This window comes from Corynebacterium sp. UMB6689 (assembly GCF_030215295.1).
GTDB lineage: Bacteria > Actinomycetota > Actinomycetes > Mycobacteriales > Mycobacteriaceae > Corynebacterium > Corynebacterium aurimucosum.
Window position 1 is genome coordinate 42,892 of sequence record NZ_JASOLS010000005.1, and the last position, 21,486, is coordinate 64,377.

Below are 21,486 nucleotides of genomic sequence, written 5' to 3' on the forward strand. Positions count from 1 at the left end.
GTTATTGTTCTCCTACAAGCTCCTTGACAGCTTGGATAATCATATCGGCATCCGCGGTGGCGATCCACCGCCCTGCCCACTGCTGCTCCGCCAACCGACGGTAGGCAGCCGCCGTGCGTGACTGCAGCGCGGCATCGCGTTCATAGCGGTCGCGGTTGCGTCCCTCATCCTCTGCTGCACGGGCCACGGCACGCTGGCCGGCAATGGCTACGTCGGTATCCAAAAAGATCTGCAGTTGCGGCACCGGCAGGCCGAAGCGCTCGAATTCGAGCTCATAAATCCAATCGACAATGAGCTCCCCTCCCACCCGCGCGGAAGAGTACGCGGCGTTGGAGGCAACATAACGGTCCAGAATGAGCAGAGAGTCCGAGGACGCAGCGGCGGTGAGGAGCTGTTCCTTGGCGCCGCGCCGATCCAGTGCAAAGAGCGTGGCCATCCCGTAGATCGAATCGGTGAGGTCACCCATACGCCCGTAGAGCGCCTCCTGCGCGAGCTGGGCATGGATGGAGTCTTCGTAGCGCGGGAAGCTTAAGACTTCGACATCGCAGGCTAGTTCTTCCCGCAAGCGCTGGGTGATGGTGTTCTTACCCGCGCCGTCAATTCCTTCAATACTGATCAGCATGCTTGGTGTATCTGGTGCTCGAGCTGTTTCTAGGAAAGCTGGCTCTACGACAGAGCCTCAATGAAGGGCTCAAGGTCATAGTCCTCTTCCACACCTTCGATCAGCTCGAGGGCGTTTTCGTTCAGGTTCTCGCTGCCGGAGCCGGCGAGATCCCGGATGAAGGGGTAGTCCTCAACGACCTCCCCGGCGCTGAACGGAGCACCTGCCCAGATGGCAGCAATCGTGGCCGCCGCTAGGGCGTTGCGCTGCTCCTCTTCAGTCTGCGCCTCACCTGAAGCCGCAAGCGCGCAGGCATCATCGACCGCAGCAACGATCTCTTCATCCTCTAGATCAGCCAGTTCATCCAAGAAGTCGACGTTGGCCTCGTCAGCGAAGATGTCTTCATCCCATGAGCTCATTGTTTTCTCCTTTATGCTCTGGTGAATTAGGGGTCTGTGTTCTTATATCCACGGTGGGCCGGTGCGGATTCGCAGGCGGGGCACGCCGCGCAGCCGCTATCTAATCCAAGTTCTACCATTCTTTAGGCGCACGTATGCAAGGCTTGCTCCTGCGGGCCCGTTTTATTACGGCACTAGCTATCTACCTTTCCTTCCTCTTTCACATTTCTCTCTCCTTCTACAGCGCACCGAAGACCGGCTCGCATAAGAAGCGCGTGGGGATTATTGCCCAGCCCATTTACTATCCTCAGTTTCGTGTTATCGTTGTTACCGTCTTGTGACATTTGAGCAGGCTTTTGCGCAGCAATTTGAGTAGGAAGGAGAGCGCCCCGCATGACGAGCACCCCTCGCCGCATTGTGGCTTTCGTCGTGGCAGGCCTCCTGTGCGCCGTCGCCGTTGGCATCGCAGTTTGGCGCATGAGCGCGCCGGATTCCGTGGTATCCAAGCCCTCCGCCGCCACCGCTGCCTCAAGCGCTCCGGCCACGTCATCTTCGGCAACGCACTCCTACACCACCACGGCCTCCCCGACCTCGACGCGCTCCAAGCAGTCCCAGACTCAGGTTGCCGCACCCGCGGAGGATCCGTACTTGGCACCGAATGCCGTGGTGAACCGCACGGAACCGGCTGCGCCCACGGCTGTCTACCGCCCTGATAATGTCTCCTCGCTGCAGAACCAGCAGCCGCAGGTAACGCCGAACACGCAGTACCCGCAGGCGCCGCTCAGCACGGCGCCCACTGCGCCGCCATCTGAAGGTTCCGCTACGACGGCCCCTGGGTCGCCAGTACCGGGCTCTCCTCAGCCGAGCTCAGAACCGACGCAGCCGCCGACCACACCGGAGTCACCGACGATCGTTCCACAAGAGAGCCCAACGGAGGACCACCACGCTGGCCCGCAGTCCTCCGGGCAGCCACAGCCTGAAGAACCTTCTGACTCCCCTGAGTCCTTCAATCCGCGGCCAGCTGGGTTCACCCACGAAGCTCCCGCACCTGATGCTGAGACCCCCGCAGAACCCCGCGAAGCAGGCAAGAAACCGTGGGAAGGAACCGCCCCACTAGTCGGCGATGGCGCGAAAGCTCCGGGGCGTGACGCCGAGACTCATCGAAGCAACGAGGCTCCCACCCCAGCGGCACCGACGGATGATACCCCCGTCGCCGAGGAACCTTCTGCAGCAACCCCCACCGCCACTGCTCCAGCTGAAAGCTCCCCCGAGCCAACTCCCGGACCGGCGATCACAGAGTCGGCTTAAATTCTCTCACACTTAAATCCCCTCACAGCTGCCCAGGCGCACACAAAGCCTGGGCAGCTGCGCAGTTTTAAGGCTGGCCGCACGCCATGGGCTTAGACGCGGGCGATGAATACCTCAGCACCCTCGGCGCCGGCAGCGCGGACGGTAGCAACAGGGTCGTTGGCAGGGAGCCACGCAGCGTGGCCCGCGCTTAAGTTGAGGCTCTCTGCCTCCGCGTTGCTCAACGCAGCTGCGCCGGAGGTACACAGCAGAATCATCGGGCCATCGCTGTCGACATCGACGCTCTCCTCGCCGGAAAGCTCTACACGGTCCAGCAGGAATTCCTCAATCGGTACCGGATAGGACCATGCCTTCGCGCCCTTCACGTTTCCGGTTTCGGAGGCATCCACTAACTCCACTCGCGGGTCTTCAGCCGCCTCGTAGGTGAGGACCTTGACCAGTTCAGGAACGTCAACGAACTTCGGGGTCAATCCGCCGCGTAGCACGTTATCGGAGTTGGCCATGATCTCTACGCCTAAGCCGGAGACATAGGCATGCAGCTGCCCGGCGTCGAGGTAAATCGCCTCCCCCGGCTGCAGGACAATGTGGTTGAGCAGAAGCGCTCCCAGAACGCCGATATCACCTGGGTACTGTTCATTGAGCTTGGCCACGGTACCCATCACGGTGGTCATCCACGGCTCACTTGCCTGGGTGCTGCACAGTCGCTCACCAGCAGCCACCACCGCATTGATCAGTTCCTTGCGCTTGGGGCCAGGGATAGTAATCCAGGTGGTAAACAGCGCGCGGAGACTATCGCCTTCGGCGGCTGGATCCGCATCAAGCATGCCTTCATAGTGCGCTAGTTCTTCGCATTCCAAAGCCGCGAAGAGGCTGCGGGTCTGCGCAAGGGGGCGGAATCCCGCCATGGCGTAAAACTCGGTGAGCGCCACGATGAGTTCCGGCTTGTGGTTGTCATCCTTGTAGTTGCGATTAGCTGCCGCGAGATCGATTCCCGCCGCGTTCTCGCGGGCAAAGCCTTCTTCGGCCTGCTGTTTCGAAGGATGCGCCTGCAGCGATAGCGGTTCGGCGGCTGCCAGAATCTTCAGCAAGAAGGGCAGGCCGGCACCATACTTGTCAGCCACCCGCTGTCCCAGCTGTCCTTCGGGGTCGGCCGCGATGATCTCATCCAGCTTCTCCTCCCCAATCGTTGAAGGGTCAGCCGGATGCGCACCGAACCACAGCTCTGCTACCGGGCTGTGGGCTTCCGGCTCGCCGAGCAGCGTCGGGATAAGCGTGCGCGAACCCCACGAATAATTGCGGGCAGCGCTGGTGAGCAACTTCATTGAAATCCTCTATTTCACGTCGTAGGCGGTCGCGGCATAACTGCGCGTAATCAGCTGCAGCGCGCGGGCCAATTCCCCACAGGAGGTGTCGGCGCTCGCTGCTGCGAAAGAGTGGGGAAGGTTCGCCTCTTCCTGTCCCCATAAAACAACTCTCAAGGGTACCAAAGGCTCTTCCGCTTCAAACGGGTCATAGAAAATATCAGTCGGGTCTGTCTGCAGAATCGGCCCTAAGCCTTCCGCATCAACAACGGTCCCTCCCAGCCCGTGGGCTGCCCACAGCGCACCAGCCATACGGGCAACAAGCGCGTCAAGGTGCACGCGCGTACGCTCCTCCGACAGCGCATAAGGATCGGGCCCACAGCTGTGGATGACTCGCCCGCCCTCTACGAATTCACGCAACGCGCGCCCAGGGTTCGTCGTGGAGTCACGTTGCGGGGATAGTGCTTCCAGCTCACGGTCCACTGCATCGGCGACGTCCTCCACACGGCGGGAAACGAGAACTGGGTCTTCGCTCAGCACCGCGTACACCGCGTGCACAGCTGTAATCACGCGCACCGGGGAGATCCCTTCGGCGGTGGGTAGGTTGGCAATGACGATGGTGTCCTCGGGGGCGTCGTCGATCTCATTGAGAAGGACTGTCGTAGCACCCCGGCGCGCAGCAGTATGCAGCGCGCGCTCCGCCCACGGGCTATCCCCCGCCACCACCACGACATCGAGGGCACCGGTAAAGCGCGGTAGTGACTCGCTGACCATGATGGGGACTTCAGCGGGCTCAGCTAGGCCCACAGCAACGTGAGCGGCAGCGCGGGAAACTTGGTCGGCGGCAAGGATGACGACGCTGCGCGGGCGGAGTCCGCCCAGCACGCGAGCAAGCTCCGGCACGGATGCAGCCACCACGCGCGCCTGGGCGCCTTCGTGGGCAATGTCAAAGAAGCCCACGGTTTCGGGGTCATAGGAAGTCATAGGCCCGAGCATAGCTAGGATTAGTGGCCATGAGCATTCATCCGGTAGTCCTTGTCGGCGGCGGCCCTGGCGCGTGGGATCTCATCACCGTGCGTGGCATGCGGGCGCTGCAGGAGGCCGAGGTCATCGTGGCAGATCACCTCGGCCCTACCGCCCAGCTGGATAAGCTGTGCGATATAGGCACCAAGGAGCTTATCGACGTCTCCAAGATCCCCTACCGCGCCCAGGTGGCCCAGGAGCGCATCAACGAGATTCTGGTTGACAACGCCCGCCAGGGGCGCCGCGTGGTCCGCCTCAAGGGTGGGGATCCTTATGTGTTTGGACGTGGTTTCGAAGAACTCACTGTGCTTACGGAAGCGGGCATCCCGGCGGAAGTGATCCCCGGGGTGACCTCGGCGGTCGCGGTGCCCGCACTGGCGGGAACGCCGGTGACGCACCGTGGCGTCGTTCATGCCTTCACGGTGGTCTCCGGGCACCTGCCGCCAGGCCATCCCAAGTCTTTGGTGGATTGGGCAGCACTGGCACAATCTGGGGCTACGTTGTCCGTCATCATGGGTGTCAAAAACGCGGCCGCTATCGCTGCTGCGCTGATCGACGCCTCCCTGTCGCCCCACACCCCCGTGCGCATCATTCAGGAAGGCTCCCTCGATGGCGAGCGAGCATTCCAGTGCGAGTTGGCTGAGCTAGGGGCCACGATGGAAGAGAACTCGGTGGCTCCTCCGGCGGTCATCGTCATCGGTGAGGTTGCCGGGCTCTAGCGCCAAGTTCTACTCAACTCCGACGCGCTCGTCCTCCGAATCCGCGGAGCTTCCTGCATGGGCGCCCTCGCGGCCGGTCGGCTCCGCTGTTTCAATGACGCGGCTGCCGGTGCGCTGCTGCGAAGCGCTATCCCCCTCCGCGCCCTGCGCGGAACGAGCCCGGCGTTGATTCGCCCAGACCGTGAGAGCAACTCCGAGGACCAGCGCAGCGACCTGCAAAAGAAGGATCTGCTGATGCGCCAGCGCCCACCCTAGTGCTCTAGGAATGTTGAGCGTCACGATAGCCGTGCCCACGAAGCCCCCAAGGAGCGTGGGGTTGATGCGCGAGATGAGCCAGGCTGCAATCGGTGCGGTAATCACCCCGCCGATAAGCAACGCTACAACCGCGGCAGCGTTAGCCACAATCTCCTCCCAGAGGCCAACGATGAAGCCCGCCGTGGCACCAAAAGTAACGAGGAATTCTGCGGTGTTGACCGTGCCGACGATGCGCCGCGGCTGCTCCCGGCCGACCGTCATGAGCGTCGAGGTGGAAATCGGGCCCCAGCCACCGCCGCCTGAAGCATCGACAAAGCCTCCCACCACGCCGAGCCCCGCGAGAAGAGGAGTGGAGTGCTGTCGAGTTTCCTGCGATGTGCGGCTCCGTGGGCGCGAGAAGCGCCAGACGAGGTTGATGCCTAGGACCACGAGAATCGCAGACGTTACGGGCGCGGCAGCTTCGAGAGAAAGGTTAGACAGAACCGTCGCTCCGATGAAGGCTGACAGGCCTCCCGGCACACCGAGCTTGAGCACCGTAGGCCAATGCACGTTGCCAAAACGCCAGTGGCTAATTCCGGAGACCAAGGTGGTACCCAGCTCCGAGGCGTGCACCACGGCGGAGGCTGTCGCGGGCCCCAAGCCAGCTAGCAGCAGGATGGTGGTGGAGGTGACGCCGAAGCCCATGCCGATGCCACCGTCGACAAGCTGCGCGGCGGCACCCGCAACCGCGATGAGAATGAGGCTACGCATGGGCCACCTCCGCATAACGGTGGGAAACAATGCCGGCGAGTGCCTCACCCAGCGGAGGGAGAATCTGCCGAGTCTCCCCATCGCTGCGCCCTGCATCCTCGTCGAGGCGATCTAAAAGCAGGCCAGGGCTCACAAAGAGTGGCACGACGACCTCCTGTTCTCCGCCCGAGTCAACGGGCTGGCGCGCACCGCGCGTGGCATAGGCAACCTTCGCTGTGCAACCGGCAAGCTCACCGACACGACGCGCTAGACCAGCAACGGCGGCGTTGGCACGCTCATCGGAGGAGCCGACAGAATAGAGCACAACGGTATCTGTTCCCTCTGGAACTCGCTCTGCCAGCAGACGCGCCATGTCCTCACCGGTACCGAGTCCACGGGCTTGGTGAAGGCGCACTCCAGATGCCGCAGAAGCCTGGGCCACAGCTTCAGGAACGTCGATGCGCTGGTGGTAGCCCTCGGTAAAGAGCAATGGCACAACGACCGCCTCGCGTATTCCTTGCGCTGCTAGGCAGCGCGCCGCCTCATCAAGTGGCGGGTTATTGAATTCTAAGTGTGCGGCGGTGGCCGGCACACCGGCCAATTCGCCAGCGGCGTGGGTCAGGGCCATAACGTTCGCTGCAGCCTCAGGGTGGCGTGAGCCGTGTGACAAGGTTAGTAATGCCGTGGTAGCGGTCGGGGCGGTCATGGTGGGTTTCCTTAATTCTGAGTTTTCGCGGTGGAATGGCCGCGGCGAGCGAGAGAGCGCTGCAGCGCCTCCGCGGAGGAGACCGCCGGCGCGGGCGCTACGGGGGCATCGTCTTGGCCGTGGAAGCGTACAGAAAAGATGCGGAGGCACTCTTCGCACTTCCAGGCAAAATCATCTTCCTCATCTGGGAAAAGGTTTGTCCCAGCGCAATAAGGGCAAAAGGCTGGGTGATTGCGGTTGGGGTTAGGTTGACGGCGAAAATTCACTGCAGGTCCTCCTCGTCCGCGCGCAAGACCCAGTGGCGGAACTGTTCGCCGTCTTCGCGCTGTTCCTTGTACTTGTTGACCAAGCGAATGACATAGTCCGGAACCTCATCCGCCACCACCTTGTGCCCACGCAGCTTTCTGCCCCAGTCCGGAGATAGCCCGAGGGCGCCGCCAAGGTGGACCTGGAAACCTTCAACGCGGTTGCCATCGGCATCCGTCACGATCTGTCCCTTGAGCCCGATATCCGCTACCTGCGAACGCGCACAGGCGTTGGGGCAGCCGTTGAGGGCAACAGACAGCGGGACGTCGAGGTCACCGAGGGCATCTTCCAAGATGTCGACGAGCTCGATGGCGCGGGCCTTGGTGGTCACGTGCGCGAGCTTACAAAACTCCAGACCGGTGCAGGAGATGACGCCGCGGCGGAACTCCGAGGGCTGGGAGTATAGGCCCGTCTCATCCAAGGCGCGTGACAGCGCGGGAATGTCCTCTTCTTCCACGTCGAGGAAAAGCAGCTCCTTCATCGGTGTCGTGCGAATGCGGCTGATGCCGAATTTCTCGGCCACGTCGGCGATGGCAATGAGCTGCTCGCCAGTGGCATGCCCCACGGTGGGTTTCACGCCGACGTAGAACTTGCCGTCCTGCTGGCGGTGCACGCCCACGTGATCGCGGTTGCCGGGGGCGACGGGGAGCGGGAGGCCATCGAGAAGCGGCGCGTCGAGGTATTCCTCCTCCAGTACCTTGCGGAACTTCTCAATGCCCCACTGCGCCACCAGGAACTTCAGACGCGCGCGGTTGCGGTTGCGACGGAAGCCATAGTCGCGGAAGATGCGCGCCACACCGGCCCACACCTCCGGCACGCGCTCGAGCGGAATCCACGCGCCGAGGGATTGCGAGAGCATCGGGTTCGTGGACAGTCCTCCGCCCACGAAGCAATCGAAGCCCGGGCCGTACTCCGGATGCTGCGTACCCACAAAGGCAACGTCCTGGATCTCGTGGGTCACGTCCTGACGAACGTTGCCGGAGATGGCGGACTTGAATTTACGCGGAAGGTTATGGAATTCATCGCGCAGGAGGTAGTCATTCTTAATCTCCTCGATGGCTGGGGTGGCGTCGATAATTTCGTCGGCAGCCACCCCCGCTACCGGTGAGCCAAGAATGACGCGGGGCACGTCGCCGCAGCCCAACAAGGTATCCAGCCCCACAGAGCGCAGTTTCTCCCAGATGGCGGGGACATCTTCAATCTGAATCCAATGCAGCTGGATGTTCTGGCGGTCCGTAAAGTCCGCGGTGGAGCGCGCATAATCGCGCGAAATCTCTCCCACCGCCCGCAGCTTGGCGGGATCCGCGCGGCCGCCGTCGAAGCGCACGCGCATCATGAAGTACTCGTCCTGTAGCTCGGCGTTGCTGAGCTTGGATGTCATCTCCCCGCCTAGGTTCTGGTTGCGCTGGGTATATAGACCCAACCACTTGAAACGTGGGGCAAGGTCCTCTGCGGGAATCGAGGAAAATCCTTGCTTGGAGTAGATATCGATAACGCGCTGACGCACTGCTAGGGCGTCGTCGGCCTGCTTGATTTCCTCGTCGGAGTTCAGCGGCGCGGTGCCGTCAATCTTCCACTGGCCTTCCGGTTTCTTCGCACGTGGCTTTCGCTGTGTGGCGGTGGTCATAATTTGCTGCCTTTCGTCGGTTAGTGAAAACCTACCGGTCTAGCAATAACAGACAAAGCGGTCTTTTTTATTTTCTCCCGAATATGCAAAGCACGCTGGGTTTATGCCACAATGTTCTCCGAATGTAATTAGGCCCAGTTGCCCTACAGCAGACAAGCCGGTTCAATGAAACCCACGCTTGTTTAGACCTAAGCTTTCGTTAGTTACTACAACATTCCGAAAGGCCATCATGACCCAGCAGCCCCTGAAAGTAGCCGTCATCGGCGCCGGCCCAGCCGGCATCTACGCCTCCGACATCCTGGTGAAGAAAACCGGCGGCAACGTTCAGATCGATCTCATCGAGCAGATGCCCGCCCCCTTCGGGCTCATCCGCTACGGCGTGGCTCCGGACCACCCGCGCATTAAGGGAATCGTTAACTCCCTGCACCGAGTGCTCGACACCGAACAGATCCGCCTTCTGTCCAACATCAACGTGGGCCGCGATGTCACCGTCTCCGAACTCGAGGAGTACTACGACGCCATCGTCTTCGCCACCGGCGCCGTCGGCGACTTGGGCATGCAGATCCCCGGCTCCGATCTCGAGGGCGTCCACGGCGCCGGCGAATTCGTTGGCTTCTACGACGGCAACCCACGCTTCGAGCGCTCCTGGGATCTCTCCGCTACCGACGTCGCCGTGATCGGCGTGGGCAACGTGGGCCTCGACGTCGCCCGCATCCTGGCCAAGACCGGCGATGAGCTCAAGGAATCCACCGAGATTCCCGACAACGTCTATGAGTCCCTGGCCAAGAACCAGGCCACCACCGTCCGCGTCTTCGGCCGCCGCGGCCCGGCGCAGGCCAAGTTCACCCCGCTGGAGCTCAAGGAGCTCGACCACTCCCCGACCATCAACGTGGTGGTGGACCCGGAGGATATCGACTACGACGAAGCCTCCCTCAAGGCCCGCGAAGAGGCCAAGTCCTGCGACCTGGTGTGCCAGACTCTGGAAGGCTACGCCATCCGTGAGCCGAAGGATGCCCCGCACACCCTACAGATCCACCTCTTCGAGCAGCCGGTGGAGTTCATCGGTGAAAACGGCAAGGTTACCGCTGTGAAGACCGAGCGCACCGCACTCAACGGCGATGGTTCTGTCTCCGGCACCGGCAAGTTCACCGAGTGGCCGGTACAGGCCGTGTACCTGGCCGTGGGCTACCGCTCCGATGCCATCGAGGGCGTTCCCTTCAATAAGCAGAAGAACGTCATCAACAACGACGGCGGCCACGTGGTTGACCTCGACGGCGATATCGTCCCGGGCCTCTACACCACCGGCTGGATCAAGCGCGGCCCGGTGGGGCTCATCGGCAACACCAAGTCCGATGCCACGGAGACCATCGGCATGCTGCTTGCCGACGCCGAAGCAGGCAACCTCTCCCACTCCCGTGACGAGGACATCGTCGAGCTCTTCAAGTCCAAGGGCCTGGAGCACCTGACCTGGGAGGGCTGGAAGAAGCTTGACGCCGCCGAGCGCGCCCTGGGTGAGGCCGAGGGCCGCGAGCGCAAGAAGTTTGTCGAGTGGGAAGAGATGGTCAACCACTCGCGCGACTAAGCCGGCTCGTCCCAATTAAAACTGCCCTATCTGACGAAGTTATCGCTCCCGCCGCAATGAACGCGGGGAAAATCGTCAGATAGGGCAGTTTTCGTCTCAAGGCTCGAGGCCTTCGTGTGAAGGCACGTGCCTTCACACGCTAGGCGCGGATGATGCCGAGGACCTCGTCGACGATGGCCTGCACCTCGTCTTCAGTCTTAGCCTCAACGTTGAGGCGCAGCAGCGGCTCGGTGTTGGAGGCGCGGACGTTGAACCAGGCCTCGGTGCCCTTCAACTGTACGGTCACGCCATCGAGCTCGTCGACGGACTCAATCTTGTCCGCCAGCTCATCCAGCACGCGCTGGGTCGTTGCCTTCTGATCCTCCACGGTGGAGTTAATCTCTCCCGAGGCTTCGTAGCGCGAATACTGGGCCATCAGCTCGCTCAGCGGCTTGTCCTGCTCACCCAGGGCTGCCAGCACGTGCATGGCCGCGAGCATGCCGGAGTCCGCATTCCAGAATTCCTGGAAGTAGTAGTGAGCGGAGTGCTCACCACCAAAGACCGCCTTCTCCTTGGCCATCTGGGCCTTAATGAAGGAGTGGCCCACGCGGGTGCGCACGGCCTTGCCGCCCTTCTCCGCGATGAGCTCCGGAACCGTCTTCGACGTAATCAGGTTGTGGATGACCGTGGAGCCTGGGAACTTGTCCAAGTAGCGCTCCGCCACCAGTGCACAAATAGCAGACGGCGGCACCGGCTGGCCCTTCTCATCCACCACGAAGCAGCGATCCGCATCGCCATCAAAAGCCAGGCCGATATCCGCCTTCTGCTCAACGGTGAACTTCTGCAGGTCCACCAGGTTCTTCGGATCTAGCGGGTTCGCCTCGTGGTTGGGGAAGGTGCCGTCCAGCTCGAAGTAGAGGTCACGCACGTCGAAAGGCAGCCCCTCAAAGACCGCCGGGACGGTGTGTCCACCCATGCCGTTCGCTGCGTCGACAGCCACGACCAGTGGGCGGGAGTTCTCCAGCGGCACCAAGCCGCGAAGGAATGCCGCGTAGTCCGGCAGAACCTCACGCTCAGTGACGGTGCCCGGCTCGCCGTCGAAGGCCGGGATGCCGTCGATCAGCATGTCCTTGATCTGCTCCAGACCTGTCTCCTGGCCCACCGGAACAGCACCCGCGCGGCACAGCTTGATGCCGTTGTACTTCGCCGGGTTGTGGGAGGCGGTAAACATAGCGCCCGCGCAGTTCAGGTGGCCGGCGGCAAAGTACAGCTCATCGGTAGACGTCAGACCGAGATGGATAACATCGAGGCCCTGCGCAGCAGCGCCCTCCGCGAAAGCAGCGGCCAGCTGCGGGGAGGAAGGACGCATGTCATGGCCCACCGCCACGGTGCTCTCCCCTTCCCCACGGAGAATCGCGGCAAAGGCCGCACCAGTATCACGCACGAGGTTCTCATCGATGTCCTCGCCCACGACACCACGGACGTCATAGGCCTTGATCACTGCATTGAGCTGTTCACGAGTTCGCATAGCCCACAAGCATACCCCCGTCGGACGCGGTGATCTGCGTCCGACGGGCTAGAAAGCGCCCGAATGGCTACTCTGCGTCCGGCACCACAGTCAGGTGAGCGCGGCGGCGCTGGCGGGCATCGTGCACTCGGCGGGTGCGGAACACAGGGTGGTTGGAGTTACGCGGATCGGCGCCGTCGAAGGTGGCGGAATAGTCAATGGGATCGGCACCGGAACCAGCAGTGGAATCATCCACCAAGCCTGTGGTCACGCGCCCGGCCTCGCGGACCGCTTCGGCGAGCGCGGTGAGGTCATCATCCTCATCGAGTTCGATGCGGTCAACGCGCACCATCTCCCAACCTTGCGGGGCGGTGATGCGGGCGCTGTGCTTTTCGCACAGGTCCCAGGCGTGGGGATCGGTTTCTTCAGACAGTGGGCCCACGACGGCGGTTTGCTGCGCGTAGGCATAGGTCAACGTCGCCACGGCGGGACGGCCGCAGCCGGGGCGGGAGCAATGGCGAGAGCTATTCACGGGCCCAAGTCTAAACCCTAACTTGAGATTTAGATAGTCCAGCGCGGCGCGTCTCGCCGCAAGCCCTGTTCCGGGCGGCTTAAACTAAGCCGCATGAGCACGCCCCGCCCGCATATTCGCCCGGCCCGCCACCGCCATGGCCGCGGTGCACGCGGACCCCTGCTCCCCCACAACACACCGCGCTATCGCAGCAGCGCTGAGCGCTTCGACATGGCCGTGCTGGAGGCCTACGCACCCATCCACAATGCTTTCGCGGAACAGCTCACCGGGCTCGATCTCGCGGTCGATACCGTGCCCCGAATGCGCCTATCCGTGGATATGACCGTGATGCCGGATGAAATCATCGCCGATGGCCCGGTTCCGCTCGGACGCATTGTCCCCGCAGGGGTCGATTCCGATGGGCAGCCCACACGCGCACGGTTGGTCATCTTCCGCATGCCCGTGGAGGAGCGTGTGCATTCTGCCCAGGAGCGCGAAGAACTACTGTCCACAGTGCTCACCGCGCTGGTGGCACATTATCTCAATGTCGATCCAGGAGATATTGATCCGCGCTTTACCTGGTAAAACCACTATTCCCCCTTACTGTTGAACTCTAAGCCCAACAACAAAGGGGAAGTAAGGTTGTTCGCTCGCGGTTGCGCTACGCTCTAACCAATTTCACGCTTGAGGCGGCGACGCTCACGGTCTGACAGTCCACCCCAGATTCCGAAGCGCTCATCATGCTCCAGGGCATACTCGAGGCATTCATCACGCACCGCACAGGCCTGGCAGATACGCTTAGCCTCGCGGGTAGATCCTCCCTTTTCAGGAAAGAATGCTTCCGGGTCCGTTTGGGCGCACAGCGCCTGGTCTTGCCACTCCTGCTCGACGGCACCAAAGAGTTCATCGAGCGACATCTCTGCAGCAGCACCGCCACGGAGAATAGCGCCGTTATTCGTTGTATTGTCCACGCTGCTTCCTTTCTCCGAGGTCGTTTCTCTCTTAATTCGGTGGCACCGACCCTACACCGAAAAGATTTTTCGGTGCCGCGCCCGCCGTGCCGTTTATTACACTGATGTCATTTCACACCGAATCACTAAATATCGTCAACCTGTCGCGGAAGATTTTTGCGCAGCTCCAGCGAAAACGCTGTACAGAGTCCCCAACTTTCACATCAGTCACAGATCTCCTAGTCGGGGGGTAATCGTCGGGGGTACTACATGTAGTGCCCTCCCCCTATCCTGTGAACAATTCCAAGGTTTCTTCGGCGTGTCGCCACCCAGTCCGGCAAAACACATGGATCCCATTCGCACCACGAAAACCACGAGTCACGGCCATGCGTATCGCTTAGCCTTCGGCGCCGTTACTAAACACAAGAAAAGGAAAGCGCCGAGAGACACCCCCTGCTCTCCGCGCTTTCCTATCGCTTTATTCCACTGCGCGGCAGCACTTAGGCGTCGGAACTAAAACGCACGCCCGCGTCCGGAATGCTCACACCAGGGAAGACGCGCATGCCGCCCTGCAGTTCGCAGCGCGCGCCAATAGTGGCGCCTTCACCGATAACGCAGCCATCGATGTGCGCGTTGGCGCCAATGTGCGCACCCGAGGCAATGATGGAATTGTTGATGATGGCACCCGGCTCAATGGTCACGCCATCAAAGACCACCGTGCCATCCAAACGCGAACCCGCCCCAATGACGGAACCGCGGCCCACCGCCGTACCAGACAGAAGGAGCACGCCACCGGCAATACCCGCGGACTCATCCACCACGGACTCACCCGTGCGGCCCACCAACAACGGCGAATGCGCAATACCGCGCACCAGATCAGAGGAACCGCGGACGAAATCATCCGGACGGCCCATATCGCGCCAGTAGGAGTTGTCCACGTGTCCGACCACAAGGCGGCCCGACTCCAACAGCTGCGGGAAGGTTTCGCGCTCGACAGAAACCACGCGGCCTGCCGGGATGGTCTCGATAACATCCTTCTTGAACACGTAGCAGCCAGCATTAATCTGGTTCGTCGGCGGATCCTCAGTCTTCTCCAAAAAGGCCGTCACCCGGCCCTCAGAATCCGTCGGAACACAACCAAAAGCGCGAGGATCAGCAACGTTGAGCAGGTGCATCGTCACATCCGCATCCTTGGAGTGATGCGTATCGAGGATGCCGTTCAGATCCATTCCGGACAAAACGTCACCGTTGAACACCATGACCGTATCCTGGCGCAACTTGTCATAGACATTGCGGATACCGCCACCAGTGCCCAGAGCGGTCTCCTCCACCACGTACTCAATCTCCAAGCCCAACTCGGAGCCGTCCCCGAAGTACTCCTCAAAGACCTCCGCCTTATAGGAAGTAGAAAGCACCACGTGCTCGATTCCTGCTTCCTTGATACGAGCAAGCAAGTGCTGAAGGAATGGGTAGTTGGCCGTGGGCAACATCGGCTTCGGCGTGCCAATCGTCAGCGGGCGCAGACGGGTGCCGCGACCTCCCACCAGAATGACGGCATCGGCCGTCGATCCCCACTGGGGCGCTGATTCAGTCATATCGTTCCTTAATCTCTTTTCAGATAAGCCACCGTTAGTGTATAAGCGCCCCAGCCCTAGGAGCCGTCGCGGCACGCGCTTAAAACCAGCCCGCGCACCCGCAACCCCAGCCACAAAGCCGCGCGCAGTGGCGCTTGGTACCAGTACGGGTGCCTATCCGCTTGGAAGCGATAGGCGGAGTCATGGTGGGCACGCAGCATCGCGCCGCGATGGGCCTGCGTCGAATGGCCCTTGGCGTGGGTAATCACCGCCGTGGGGCAGAAGATATTGCGCCAGCCGGCGCGGACAAAGCGGTCACCTAAGTCCACGTCCTCCAAATACATGAAGTAACGCTCATCAAAGCCGCCAATCTGCTCAAAAGCCTCCCAGCGCACCAACAGACAGGAGCCGGATAGCCAGCCGGCCGGGCGCTCGCTGTCCATGTCGGCATCATCGCGGTAGGCGCGCGACCACGGATTGGAAGGCCAGATTGTGCCAAAGAGCGCATGGCCAACACCCGTCAGCAACGTCGGCACCGCGCGAGCAGAGGGATAGTTGCTACCATCCGGCTCCACGATGCGCGGCCCCACCGCCGCGGCATCTGGGTGGCGGCGCGCACACGCGATCAGCTCATCCAGAGAACCTTCGCTAAACGTCACGTCCGGGTTAGCAATGAGAAAGAACTCTTCATCGACGCCCTTCGCCCGAGCGAAACGCGCGCCGGCATTCATTCCGGCGCCATAACCGAGGTTTCCCCCGGTATCGAGGAATTCCACGTCCGCGTGCTCCCGCGCGGCAGCTTCCGGCACCCCATCGGTCGAGCCGTTATCGGCGAGGATGGTGAGGGTTGGACGGGACGTCGCCAAGCGCAGCGAGGACAAGAAATCGCTGAGGTAACGGCCAGGAGAAAAGGTCACGGTGACCACGGCCAGGGGTTTCTGTATATTCTTCACGATAAATTTGAGCGTACCCAACGCCAGTGCGCGCACGCGCCCGCGACACTGCTTCACGTTTTTGCAGCGAGCTCACCTAAACTAGTCCCGTGACTTCCCCGAACTCCCCGCGCGCCGCCCGCCATATCCAGGCCGCGCCCTCGCAGTCCGCGCCCACCGCCCAACGAGGATCGACGCCGGTGAAAGCCGTCGTCGCGTTCCTGTCTGCTGTCGTCCTGGTGCTCTCCGGCGTGGGCTACTTCACCGTGGGAAAGCTGGGAAATGATATTTCCTCCGCCTCCAACCTGGCGCTGGGTAACCAGGGTGGTTTCAAGGACAGCAGTCTCGATGGCGCGGTCGATATCTTGCTCGTGGGCAAGGACTCCCGCACCGATGCCAAGGGGAATCCGCTTTCCGAACAGGAGCTGGCAGACCTGCATGCCGGCGTGGACGAAGGTGAAGAAAACACGGACACCATCATGGTGATCCGTATTCCCAACGATGGCTCGCGCGCCACGGCAGTATCCATTCCGCGCGATACCTATGTCCACGACGAAGACTTCGGAAACACGAAGATCAACGCAGTCTTTGCGCAACACAAGGTAGCCAAGATGGAGGAGCTGCAGCAGGACAACGCGGAGGCTGAAGCAGCGGGCAAAAAGGCACCTCATACGGACAAGGAGATTGAGAAGGAAAGCACGGAGGCCGGCCGTTCTGGCCTCATTTCGATGGTGCACCAACTCACTGATGTCAGCGTTGATCACTACGCAGAAGTGGGATTGCTAGGCTTCGTGCTGCTTACCGACGCCGTCGGGGGCGTCGACGTCTGCCTCAACGACGCCGTCGATGATCCGATGTCGGGCGCCAAGTTCCCGGCCGGGCGCCAAACCTTGAAGGGTTCCGAGGGCCTCTCCTTCGTGCGCCAGCGCTATGATCTTCCGCGCGGTGACCTTGACCGCATCGTGCGCCAGCAGGCCTACATGGCATCGCTGACCTCGAAGGTGCTGGACTCGGGCACGCTGACCTCCCCTGGCAAACTCAACAAGATTGCCGATGCCGTGGAGCGCTCCGTGGTCATCGATGACGGTTGGGACATCATGGGCTTCGTCACCCAGCTGGCCGGGCTGGCCGGCGGCAACGTGACCTTTACGACGATCCCGGTGACCTCAATTACCGGCGTGGGTGACTATGGCGAATCGGTGGTGACCATCGATACCGCAGAGGTCCACCGCTTCATGGAAGATTTGGCCAAGTCCCAAGAAGAAGCCGAGGAAGAAGAAAAGTCTGAGAATGCCGCCTCGGACGAGGGCGGCGACAACGGCGAGAAGCCCGTGGCTGAAAACCTCAACCTGCACGTCTTGAACGCCGGCAACGTCGACGGAATGGCCGGCGGAATCGGCGCGTGGCTGAAGAACGTGGGCTACACAGTTGAGCGCACGGCCAATGCGCAGTCGGGCCTGTATACCGAGTCCCAGATTGTGGCCGCGGATGCTAACGATGAGCGCGCCCGGGCCCTGGCTGAGCAGCTCGGCGGACTGCCAGTCACGGCCAACGAAGAGCTCGAGCCGGATACCTTCATCGTGGTGGCTACTGATGATTACTCCGGCCCGAAGGATGACTCCGCGCAGGAAGAAGAGGCTGCTGCGGAGCCCAGCCAGGGTGGCGACACTCAGCAGGTTGGTACCCCGGGCGATGATTTCGGTACCGCGGAGGTTTCGCCTGAGATCGACGCTGGCGGCGATGGCCCGCGCTGCGTGAACTAGTCTGCTGCGAGGTGAACTCGCAGTAGACTCAAGGGCCTAGTCACCGGTCGTTCGTGGCGGGCTGAGCGCCTGCCACCTACGATGGGCGGACATGGAACTCCTACAGCATCTCCTGTCCGCCGATGCCTCTGCTCCCCGGCTCAGTGTTTATAACGAAACTGACGGCACCCGCATGGACTTCTCGGCGCAAACGCTGGAGAACTGGACCTCCAAGATTGCCAACATGCTGTTGGAAGAGCTCGACCTCGAACCAGACACGGATTCTCGCATCCTCATTGACCTTCCGGTGTCCTGGCAGGCTGCCGTCATTGCGCTTGGGGCGCTCGCCGCCGGAGTCCCCTTCGACATTAAGAATGGTGCGGTTGCTACAGAACCGCACGCCGACGATATCGCCGTGGTTTTCACCTCCCCGGAGACCTATCTCAAGGCTGCGGCGGGCGCCGACTCTGCGTCAGCCCCACTGGTCGATACGGTGCTAGTCACGCAGGATCCTTTTGGCCGCGGCGTTGTCGAAAGCGGCGGCGAGCTGCCGCTGGGCACCATCGACTTCGGCCCCACCGTGCGCTTCTATGGTGATCACTTCTATGGCACCACGACCCCACTGCCGGAGCTTTTCCCCACGGATTTGGGCGCTGAGCGCGTGCTTTCACAGGGCTGGACGGACACCGCTTCCTTCCAGCGTGCAGTGCTCGAACCGCTGGCCGCGGGCGGCTCCGCCGTCATCGTGGCGGGCCTGTGCTCAGCCGACCGTTTGCAGGAAATCGCAGACAACGAGAAGGTCACCGTCCGCTCCTAAAAGCCTTCATGAGATAGTAGAGCAATGTTCAGCTGGCTCTACATCTTTATCGGCGTGCTCATCCTCGTGGGGACAATCTGCCAGGGCACCATCGGATTTGGGCTGGGCACCATCGCCACCCCCATCTTGGCGCTGATCAAACCGGAGCTGGTTCCCACGCTCATTCTCTTGCTGGCCTTCGTCATTTCCACCACGACGATGCTCAAAGCGCGCTCGGCGGTGTCCTGGGACATCGTGGCCATCTCCTCCATCGCGCGAATACCCGGATCCCTGCTCGGCGCGTGGGCCATTGCTTCCCTCTCCCACCGCGGGCTCTCCCTATTCATCGGCTGCGCGGTCATCTTTGCCATGACTTTGTCCAGCCTCGGCTGGTCCCCCAAGCGCACCACCACCAACATTGCGGTGGCAGGCGTTGCCTCTGGGTTCCTGGGAACATCCACCTCCATCGGCGGCCCGCCCATGGCGCTGGTACTCAAGGGCTATGACCCAGCCCGCATACGCGGCACCCTGTCGGGTACCTTCATCATCGGCTGCACCATCTCGCTGGCGATCTTGGGCTTAAGCGGGCAAATCACCAGCCTGCAGCTCACCGCTGCCGCGGCTTACCTGCCGGTAGCCATCGTGGGCCTCATCGCCGCCAGCTACCTCAACCGTTTCATCAACGCCAAGGTGCTCAACCGCATCGTCCTCGTCGGGGCTATCAGCGCGGCCCTGGCGCTCATCGTTGAGGGGCTGGTTGCTGCCTAGCGTCAGCCGTATGCTGCCGGGCACAACTGCCAGGAACATGCCCCACACTGCCCGTCCTGCCAAAGTTTTCGCCTCTGACTCAAGATCTGGCAATAACTTCGTCACCTAGGGCAGTCGGGTGGCTCCGGGAAGTCGGGCGGTTCTGGATAGTCGGGTGGTTCCGGCGGCACAGGCGGCACATACCCCAAGTGCTCGCTGTATTCCCACGGTTTCGGCTTAGGCGGCAACACTCCCTCGTGCCAGAAACCGATGAACTTGAAGTAACGCTTCTCAAAGTCCGGATTCCTGGCATTAGCTATCTGGTCAATGACATAGTCCAGATGATGCGCCACGCAATGACCTGTATAGCGCAGCGTTAGCCACCCAATCAGTGCGCCCTCATTGTTCTTCCAATGGTCCCGCAACCATGACTCTTGCTGGGAATGGAATTTCATCCCGTTGATTTCTACCGCAACTTTGAGCTCTGGGAGCACGATGTCCCAGGTGTAGTGGCCGATAACAACGTTGCACTCGACCTTGAGCCCACGCCTTTTCAGCCCCTTGGCTACTTTCACCTCCGCACCAGAATCCGTGAACAACGCGGCCTGCTCTAGCATTCGTTGGCTTGCAACAGGGGTGACATTGAGTGCTTCGCGGTGACTATCCAGTCGGGCGCGTCCGGCCTTCGAGGAGTAGATGGACTCAAACACGCGAATCCCCAGTTCAAGACTAACAGATTTCATGGCGACAAGAGGATTAAGGACCCGGATCCCAGACGAGGTAACGAAACTCTCGACGCTCACCCGCGAGTGCACATAAAAGGTTGATGTCGGCATTCTCTCCACACTGGCGAGCCGCAGTGGAAAAGTCACGGTCTCGCCAAGAAGCACCTGGGCAGCCGTTGTTCCTGTCGCCTTAAGGAATGGCCTGTGCTCCTGTAATAGCTTTAATAGTTCTAATGGCTCGGGCCTGCCCCAGACATAAAGCCCCTTGGCAAGTCGCGTAATCTCTCCTCGGCGCACGCGAGTTGCAAGCGCACCTTTAGATAGGCCGCACACAATGCCATGTTTCATGTCATTCCCCCCGGAAAGTTAGGCTCCAAGGTAACACGGCACGCCGCTGTGTGCTGCGCAACCGCCCTACTCGCCAAAGTTATTGTCTCCGCCTCAAGATCTGGCCAGATCTTTGGCAACTGGGGCAGTTTTGTCGACTGCGAAACTAGGCGCGCGAAGCGCCCAGCGCCAAGAAAACGCCCTAGCGAAGCGACCCCTCAATAAAACTGCGGAACCGTTGGGCAATCTGCGCAATCTCTTCCCCCGCATAGTGTCCCGGGGACCAGGCCGCGACCAGCGGTACCCCTGCCAGAGCGCGCTCACCATCGACCACGTCGAAGCCCACCAGCCGCACTGGTTGCAGCTCCGTCATGAGCGCTACGGCTCGCCCAGCACGCGCCAAGGCGCATAACGTTGCCGTATCATCGCACTCCACGTGCGAGCCTAAGGCGTAGCCAGCCGTGCCCACGAAGGAATCCACCACCCCGCGAGACACACTTCGCCGCGAGGGCAGCGCCACATTTTCCTGCAATAACCGTTTAACCTCCACGCTGGTCGAACCCGCACACTCCAGTGCTAAGGGATGCGTCGGCGGCACCCAGGCACGCACCGGAATCGTGCCCAAAGCCAGCGAGGCCACGTCATTGCCTGGCGGAATGGTAGCAATCACCACGTCGGCGGCGCCTTCCAGCGCGTCGAAAACGTCATAGTGCGTGACCGGGGTCGTGGTGAGCAGAGGGATAGTTGAGCCAGCGGCCTCAATAAAAGGGGCAAGTAGCGTCGAAATCGTCGTTGGCGTAGCCGCCACACGCAACGCCGGGACACTGCCCGCCCGAAGTGCCTCCACCGCCTGCCCGGCGCGCGCGGATTCCGCGAGGAGGCGGCGGCAAGTCGGGATGAGGGCATGCGCCGCATCGCTGAGCGCTAGCGAGGAACCAGCCCGCACGAAGAGCTCCAGGTCCAGTTCTTTCTCAAAGCGCCTAAGCTGCCGACTCAGCGCCGGCTGAGTTATTCCAAGGCGTTCCGCAGCAGCAGTCACCGTGCCGGAATCCACAACCGCAAGGAAATATTTGGCCTTCACCATGTCCATTTCCCTACTTTTACCACCAACCATGCCCTGAGGGTTTGGCTTTCCAGCTTT

General features: G+C 61.5%; 22 protein-coding genes. 7 read left to right on the forward strand and 15 right to left on the reverse strand.

The window, feature by feature from the left end; translation table 11 throughout:
- Position 1: 1 nt before the first annotated feature.
- Both QP363_RS04035 and QP363_RS04040 read right to left on the reverse strand, forming a co-directional pair.
- Positions 2–622 (reverse strand): dTMP kinase, encoded by a 621-nt coding sequence (locus QP363_RS04035; protein ID WP_070730652.1) that lies wholly within the window; start codon positions 620–622, stop codon positions 2–4.
- Positions 623–666: 44 nt separating this feature from the next.
- Positions 667–1,020, reverse strand: a complete 354-nt coding sequence (locus QP363_RS04040; RefSeq protein ID WP_070446169.1) for a DUF4259 domain-containing protein — start codon at positions 1,018–1,020, stop codon at positions 667–669.
- Between the two features lie 372 nt (positions 1,021–1,392).
- On the opposite strand from QP363_RS04040, the gene QP363_RS04045 reads away from it, so the two are divergent.
- Complete coding sequence (locus QP363_RS04045) at positions 1,393–2,307, forward strand: DNA-directed RNA polymerase II (RefSeq protein ID WP_070711164.1); 915 nt, start codon at positions 1,393–1,395, stop codon at positions 2,305–2,307.
- 92 nt (positions 2,308–2,399) lie between these two features.
- On the opposite strand, the gene manA is transcribed toward QP363_RS04045, so the two are convergent.
- Together manA and QP363_RS04055 are read right to left on the reverse strand one after the other, a co-directional pair.
- Positions 2,400–3,629, reverse strand: a complete 1,230-nt coding sequence (manA, locus tag QP363_RS04050) for a mannose-6-phosphate isomerase, class I (RefSeq protein WP_070730647.1) — start codon at positions 3,627–3,629, stop codon at positions 2,400–2,402.
- Between the two features lie 9 nt (positions 3,630–3,638).
- Entirely contained in the window at positions 3,639–4,592 is a 954-nt protein-coding gene (locus QP363_RS04055) for an exopolyphosphatase (protein ID WP_246822997.1), read from the reverse strand.
- A gap of 29 nt (positions 4,593–4,621) precedes the next feature.
- On the opposite strand from QP363_RS04055, the gene cobA reads away from it, so the two are divergent.
- The gene (cobA, locus tag QP363_RS04060; RefSeq protein WP_284762887.1) at positions 4,622–5,350 is read left to right on the forward strand and encodes a uroporphyrinogen-III C-methyltransferase; all 729 of its coding nucleotides are present in this window, start codon (positions 4,622–4,624) and stop codon (positions 5,348–5,350) included.
- A 9-nt stretch (positions 5,351–5,359) separates the two neighbouring features.
- On the opposite strand, the gene QP363_RS04065 is transcribed toward cobA, so the two are convergent.
- The 4 genes from QP363_RS04065 to QP363_RS04080 are packed head-to-tail and all read right to left on the reverse strand — an operon-like array spanning position 5,360 to position 8,973.
- Positions 5,360–6,355: a sulfite exporter TauE/SafE family protein gene (locus QP363_RS04065; protein ID WP_070644132.1), complete on the reverse strand. Its 996-nt coding sequence runs from the start codon at positions 6,353–6,355 to the stop codon at positions 5,360–5,362.
- Positions 6,348–7,040, reverse strand: coding sequence for a sirohydrochlorin chelatase (locus QP363_RS04070; protein WP_070711168.1), 693 nt, complete (start codon positions 7,038–7,040; stop codon positions 6,348–6,350). Before QP363_RS04070 ends, QP363_RS04065 begins: the two co-directional genes overlap by 8 nt.
- An 11-nt stretch (positions 7,041–7,051) precedes the next feature.
- Positions 7,052–7,306, reverse strand: coding sequence for a hypothetical protein (locus tag QP363_RS04075; RefSeq protein ID WP_070644136.1), 255 nt, complete (start codon positions 7,304–7,306; stop codon positions 7,052–7,054).
- Positions 7,303–8,973, reverse strand: a complete 1,671-nt coding sequence (locus tag QP363_RS04080; protein WP_070644137.1) for a nitrite/sulfite reductase — start codon at positions 8,971–8,973, stop codon at positions 7,303–7,305. The genes QP363_RS04075 and QP363_RS04080 overlap by 4 nt, the downstream gene beginning before the upstream one ends.
- Positions 8,974–9,202: 229 nt before the next feature.
- On the opposite strand from QP363_RS04080, the gene QP363_RS04085 reads away from it, so the two are divergent.
- Positions 9,203–10,555: an FAD-dependent oxidoreductase gene (locus tag QP363_RS04085; protein ID WP_070644138.1), complete on the forward strand. Its 1,353-nt coding sequence runs from the start codon at positions 9,203–9,205 to the stop codon at positions 10,553–10,555.
- 139 nt (positions 10,556–10,694) lie between these two features.
- On the opposite strand, the gene QP363_RS04090 is transcribed toward QP363_RS04085, so the two are convergent.
- Both QP363_RS04090 and QP363_RS04095 read right to left on the reverse strand, forming a co-directional pair.
- On the reverse strand, positions 10,695–12,062 hold the full coding sequence (locus tag QP363_RS04090) for a phosphomannomutase/phosphoglucomutase (protein WP_070644141.1): 1,368 nt from the start codon (positions 12,060–12,062) through the stop codon (positions 10,695–10,697).
- Between the two features lie 67 nt (positions 12,063–12,129).
- Positions 12,130–12,573, reverse strand: a complete 444-nt coding sequence (locus QP363_RS04095; protein ID WP_012714896.1) for a DUF3499 domain-containing protein — start codon at positions 12,571–12,573, stop codon at positions 12,130–12,132.
- A gap of 93 nt (positions 12,574–12,666) precedes the next feature.
- Here QP363_RS04095 and QP363_RS04100 point away from each other — a divergent pair, with 93 nt between their 5' ends.
- Positions 12,667–13,137, forward strand: coding sequence for a metallopeptidase family protein (locus tag QP363_RS04100; protein WP_070644146.1), 471 nt, complete (start codon positions 12,667–12,669; stop codon positions 13,135–13,137).
- 83 nt (positions 13,138–13,220) lie between these two features.
- Here the strand turns inward: QP363_RS04100 and QP363_RS04105 are convergent, their stop codons facing one another.
- The 3 genes from QP363_RS04105 to QP363_RS04115 form a co-directional block, all read right to left on the reverse strand.
- Positions 13,221–13,469, reverse strand: coding sequence for a WhiB family transcriptional regulator (locus QP363_RS04105; protein ID WP_005528147.1), 249 nt, complete (start codon positions 13,467–13,469; stop codon positions 13,221–13,223).
- Between the two features lie 533 nt (positions 13,470–14,002).
- Positions 14,003–15,097 (reverse strand): sugar phosphate nucleotidyltransferase, encoded by a 1,095-nt coding sequence (locus tag QP363_RS04110; protein WP_070446197.1) that lies wholly within the window; start codon positions 15,095–15,097, stop codon positions 14,003–14,005.
- A 56-nt stretch (positions 15,098–15,153) separates the two neighbouring features.
- Positions 15,154–16,029, reverse strand: coding sequence for a glycosyltransferase family 2 protein (locus QP363_RS04115; protein WP_070446586.1), 876 nt, complete (start codon positions 16,027–16,029; stop codon positions 15,154–15,156).
- Between the two features lie 89 nt (positions 16,030–16,118).
- Here QP363_RS04115 and QP363_RS04120 point away from each other — a divergent pair, with 89 nt between their 5' ends.
- From QP363_RS04120 to QP363_RS04130, 3 genes are all read left to right on the forward strand, one after another.
- Positions 16,119–17,771 carry an LCP family protein gene (locus QP363_RS04120; RefSeq protein ID WP_210398900.1) on the forward strand — a complete coding sequence of 551 codons (1,653 nt, stop codon included), beginning with the start codon at positions 16,119–16,121 and terminating at the stop codon, positions 17,769–17,771.
- 91 nt (positions 17,772–17,862) lie between these two features.
- Entirely contained in the window at positions 17,863–18,567 is a 705-nt protein-coding gene (locus QP363_RS04125) for a TIGR03089 family protein (protein ID WP_070446201.1), read from the forward strand.
- Positions 18,568–18,591: 24 nt separating this feature from the next.
- Positions 18,592–19,314 carry a sulfite exporter TauE/SafE family protein gene (locus tag QP363_RS04130; RefSeq protein WP_284762893.1) on the forward strand — a complete coding sequence of 241 codons (723 nt, stop codon included), beginning with the start codon at positions 18,592–18,594 and terminating at the stop codon, positions 19,312–19,314.
- 101 nt (positions 19,315–19,415) lie between these two features.
- On the opposite strand, the gene QP363_RS04135 is transcribed toward QP363_RS04130, so the two are convergent.
- On the reverse strand, positions 19,416–20,366 hold the full coding sequence (locus QP363_RS04135; protein WP_284762895.1) for a type IV toxin-antitoxin system AbiEi family antitoxin domain-containing protein: 951 nt from the start codon (positions 20,364–20,366) through the stop codon (positions 19,416–19,418).
- A gap of 181 nt (positions 20,367–20,547) precedes the next feature.
- Positions 20,548–21,429, reverse strand: coding sequence for a LysR family transcriptional regulator (locus QP363_RS04140; RefSeq protein ID WP_246821758.1), 882 nt, complete (start codon positions 21,427–21,429; stop codon positions 20,548–20,550).
- Positions 21,430–21,486 lie beyond the last annotated feature (57 nt).

Coding starts and splice junctions, on each gene's coding strand:
- QP363_RS04065 (WP_070644132.1), bottom strand. CDS start 6,355: ATGCGTAGCCTCATTCTCATCGCGGTTGCGGGTGCCGCCGCGCAGCTT.
- QP363_RS04040 (WP_070446169.1), bottom strand. CDS start 1,020: ATGAGCTCATGGGATGAAGACATCTTCGCTGACGAGGCCAACGTCGAC.
- QP363_RS04070 (WP_070711168.1), bottom strand. CDS start 7,040: ATGACCGCCCCGACCGCTACCACGGCATTACTAACCTTGTCACACGGC.
- manA (WP_070730647.1), bottom strand. CDS start 3,629: ATGAAGTTGCTCACCAGCGCTGCCCGCAATTATTCGTGGGGTTCGCGC.
- QP363_RS04100 (WP_070644146.1), top strand. CDS start 12,667: ATGAGCACGCCCCGCCCGCATATTCGCCCGGCCCGCCACCGCCATGGC.
- QP363_RS04110 (WP_070446197.1), bottom strand. CDS start 15,097: ATGACTGAATCAGCGCCCCAGTGGGGATCGACGGCCGATGCCGTCATT.
- QP363_RS04045 (WP_070711164.1), top strand. CDS start 1,393: ATGACGAGCACCCCTCGCCGCATTGTGGCTTTCGTCGTGGCAGGCCTC.
- QP363_RS04130 (WP_284762893.1), top strand. CDS start 18,592: ATGTTCAGCTGGCTCTACATCTTTATCGGCGTGCTCATCCTCGTGGGG.
- QP363_RS04105 (WP_005528147.1), bottom strand. CDS start 13,469: ATGTCGCTCGATGAACTCTTTGGTGCCGTCGAGCAGGAGTGGCAAGAC.
- QP363_RS04125 (WP_070446201.1), top strand. CDS start 17,863: ATGGAACTCCTACAGCATCTCCTGTCCGCCGATGCCTCTGCTCCCCGG.
- QP363_RS04055 (WP_246822997.1), bottom strand. CDS start 4,592: ATGACTTCCTATGACCCCGAAACCGTGGGCTTCTTTGACATTGCCCAC.
- QP363_RS04140 (WP_246821758.1), bottom strand. CDS start 21,429: ATGGTGAAGGCCAAATATTTCCTTGCGGTTGTGGATTCCGGCACGGTG.
- QP363_RS04085 (WP_070644138.1), top strand. CDS start 9,203: ATGACCCAGCAGCCCCTGAAAGTAGCCGTCATCGGCGCCGGCCCAGCC.
- cobA (WP_284762887.1), top strand. CDS start 4,622: ATGAGCATTCATCCGGTAGTCCTTGTCGGCGGCGGCCCTGGCGCGTGG.
- QP363_RS04090 (WP_070644141.1), bottom strand. CDS start 12,062: ATGCGAACTCGTGAACAGCTCAATGCAGTGATCAAGGCCTATGACGTC.
- QP363_RS04035 (WP_070730652.1), bottom strand. CDS start 622: ATGCTGATCAGTATTGAAGGAATTGACGGCGCGGGTAAGAACACCATC.
- QP363_RS04080 (WP_070644137.1), bottom strand. CDS start 8,973: ATGACCACCGCCACACAGCGAAAGCCACGTGCGAAGAAACCGGAAGGC.
- QP363_RS04135 (WP_284762895.1), bottom strand. CDS start 20,366: ATGAAACATGGCATTGTGTGCGGCCTATCTAAAGGTGCGCTTGCAACT.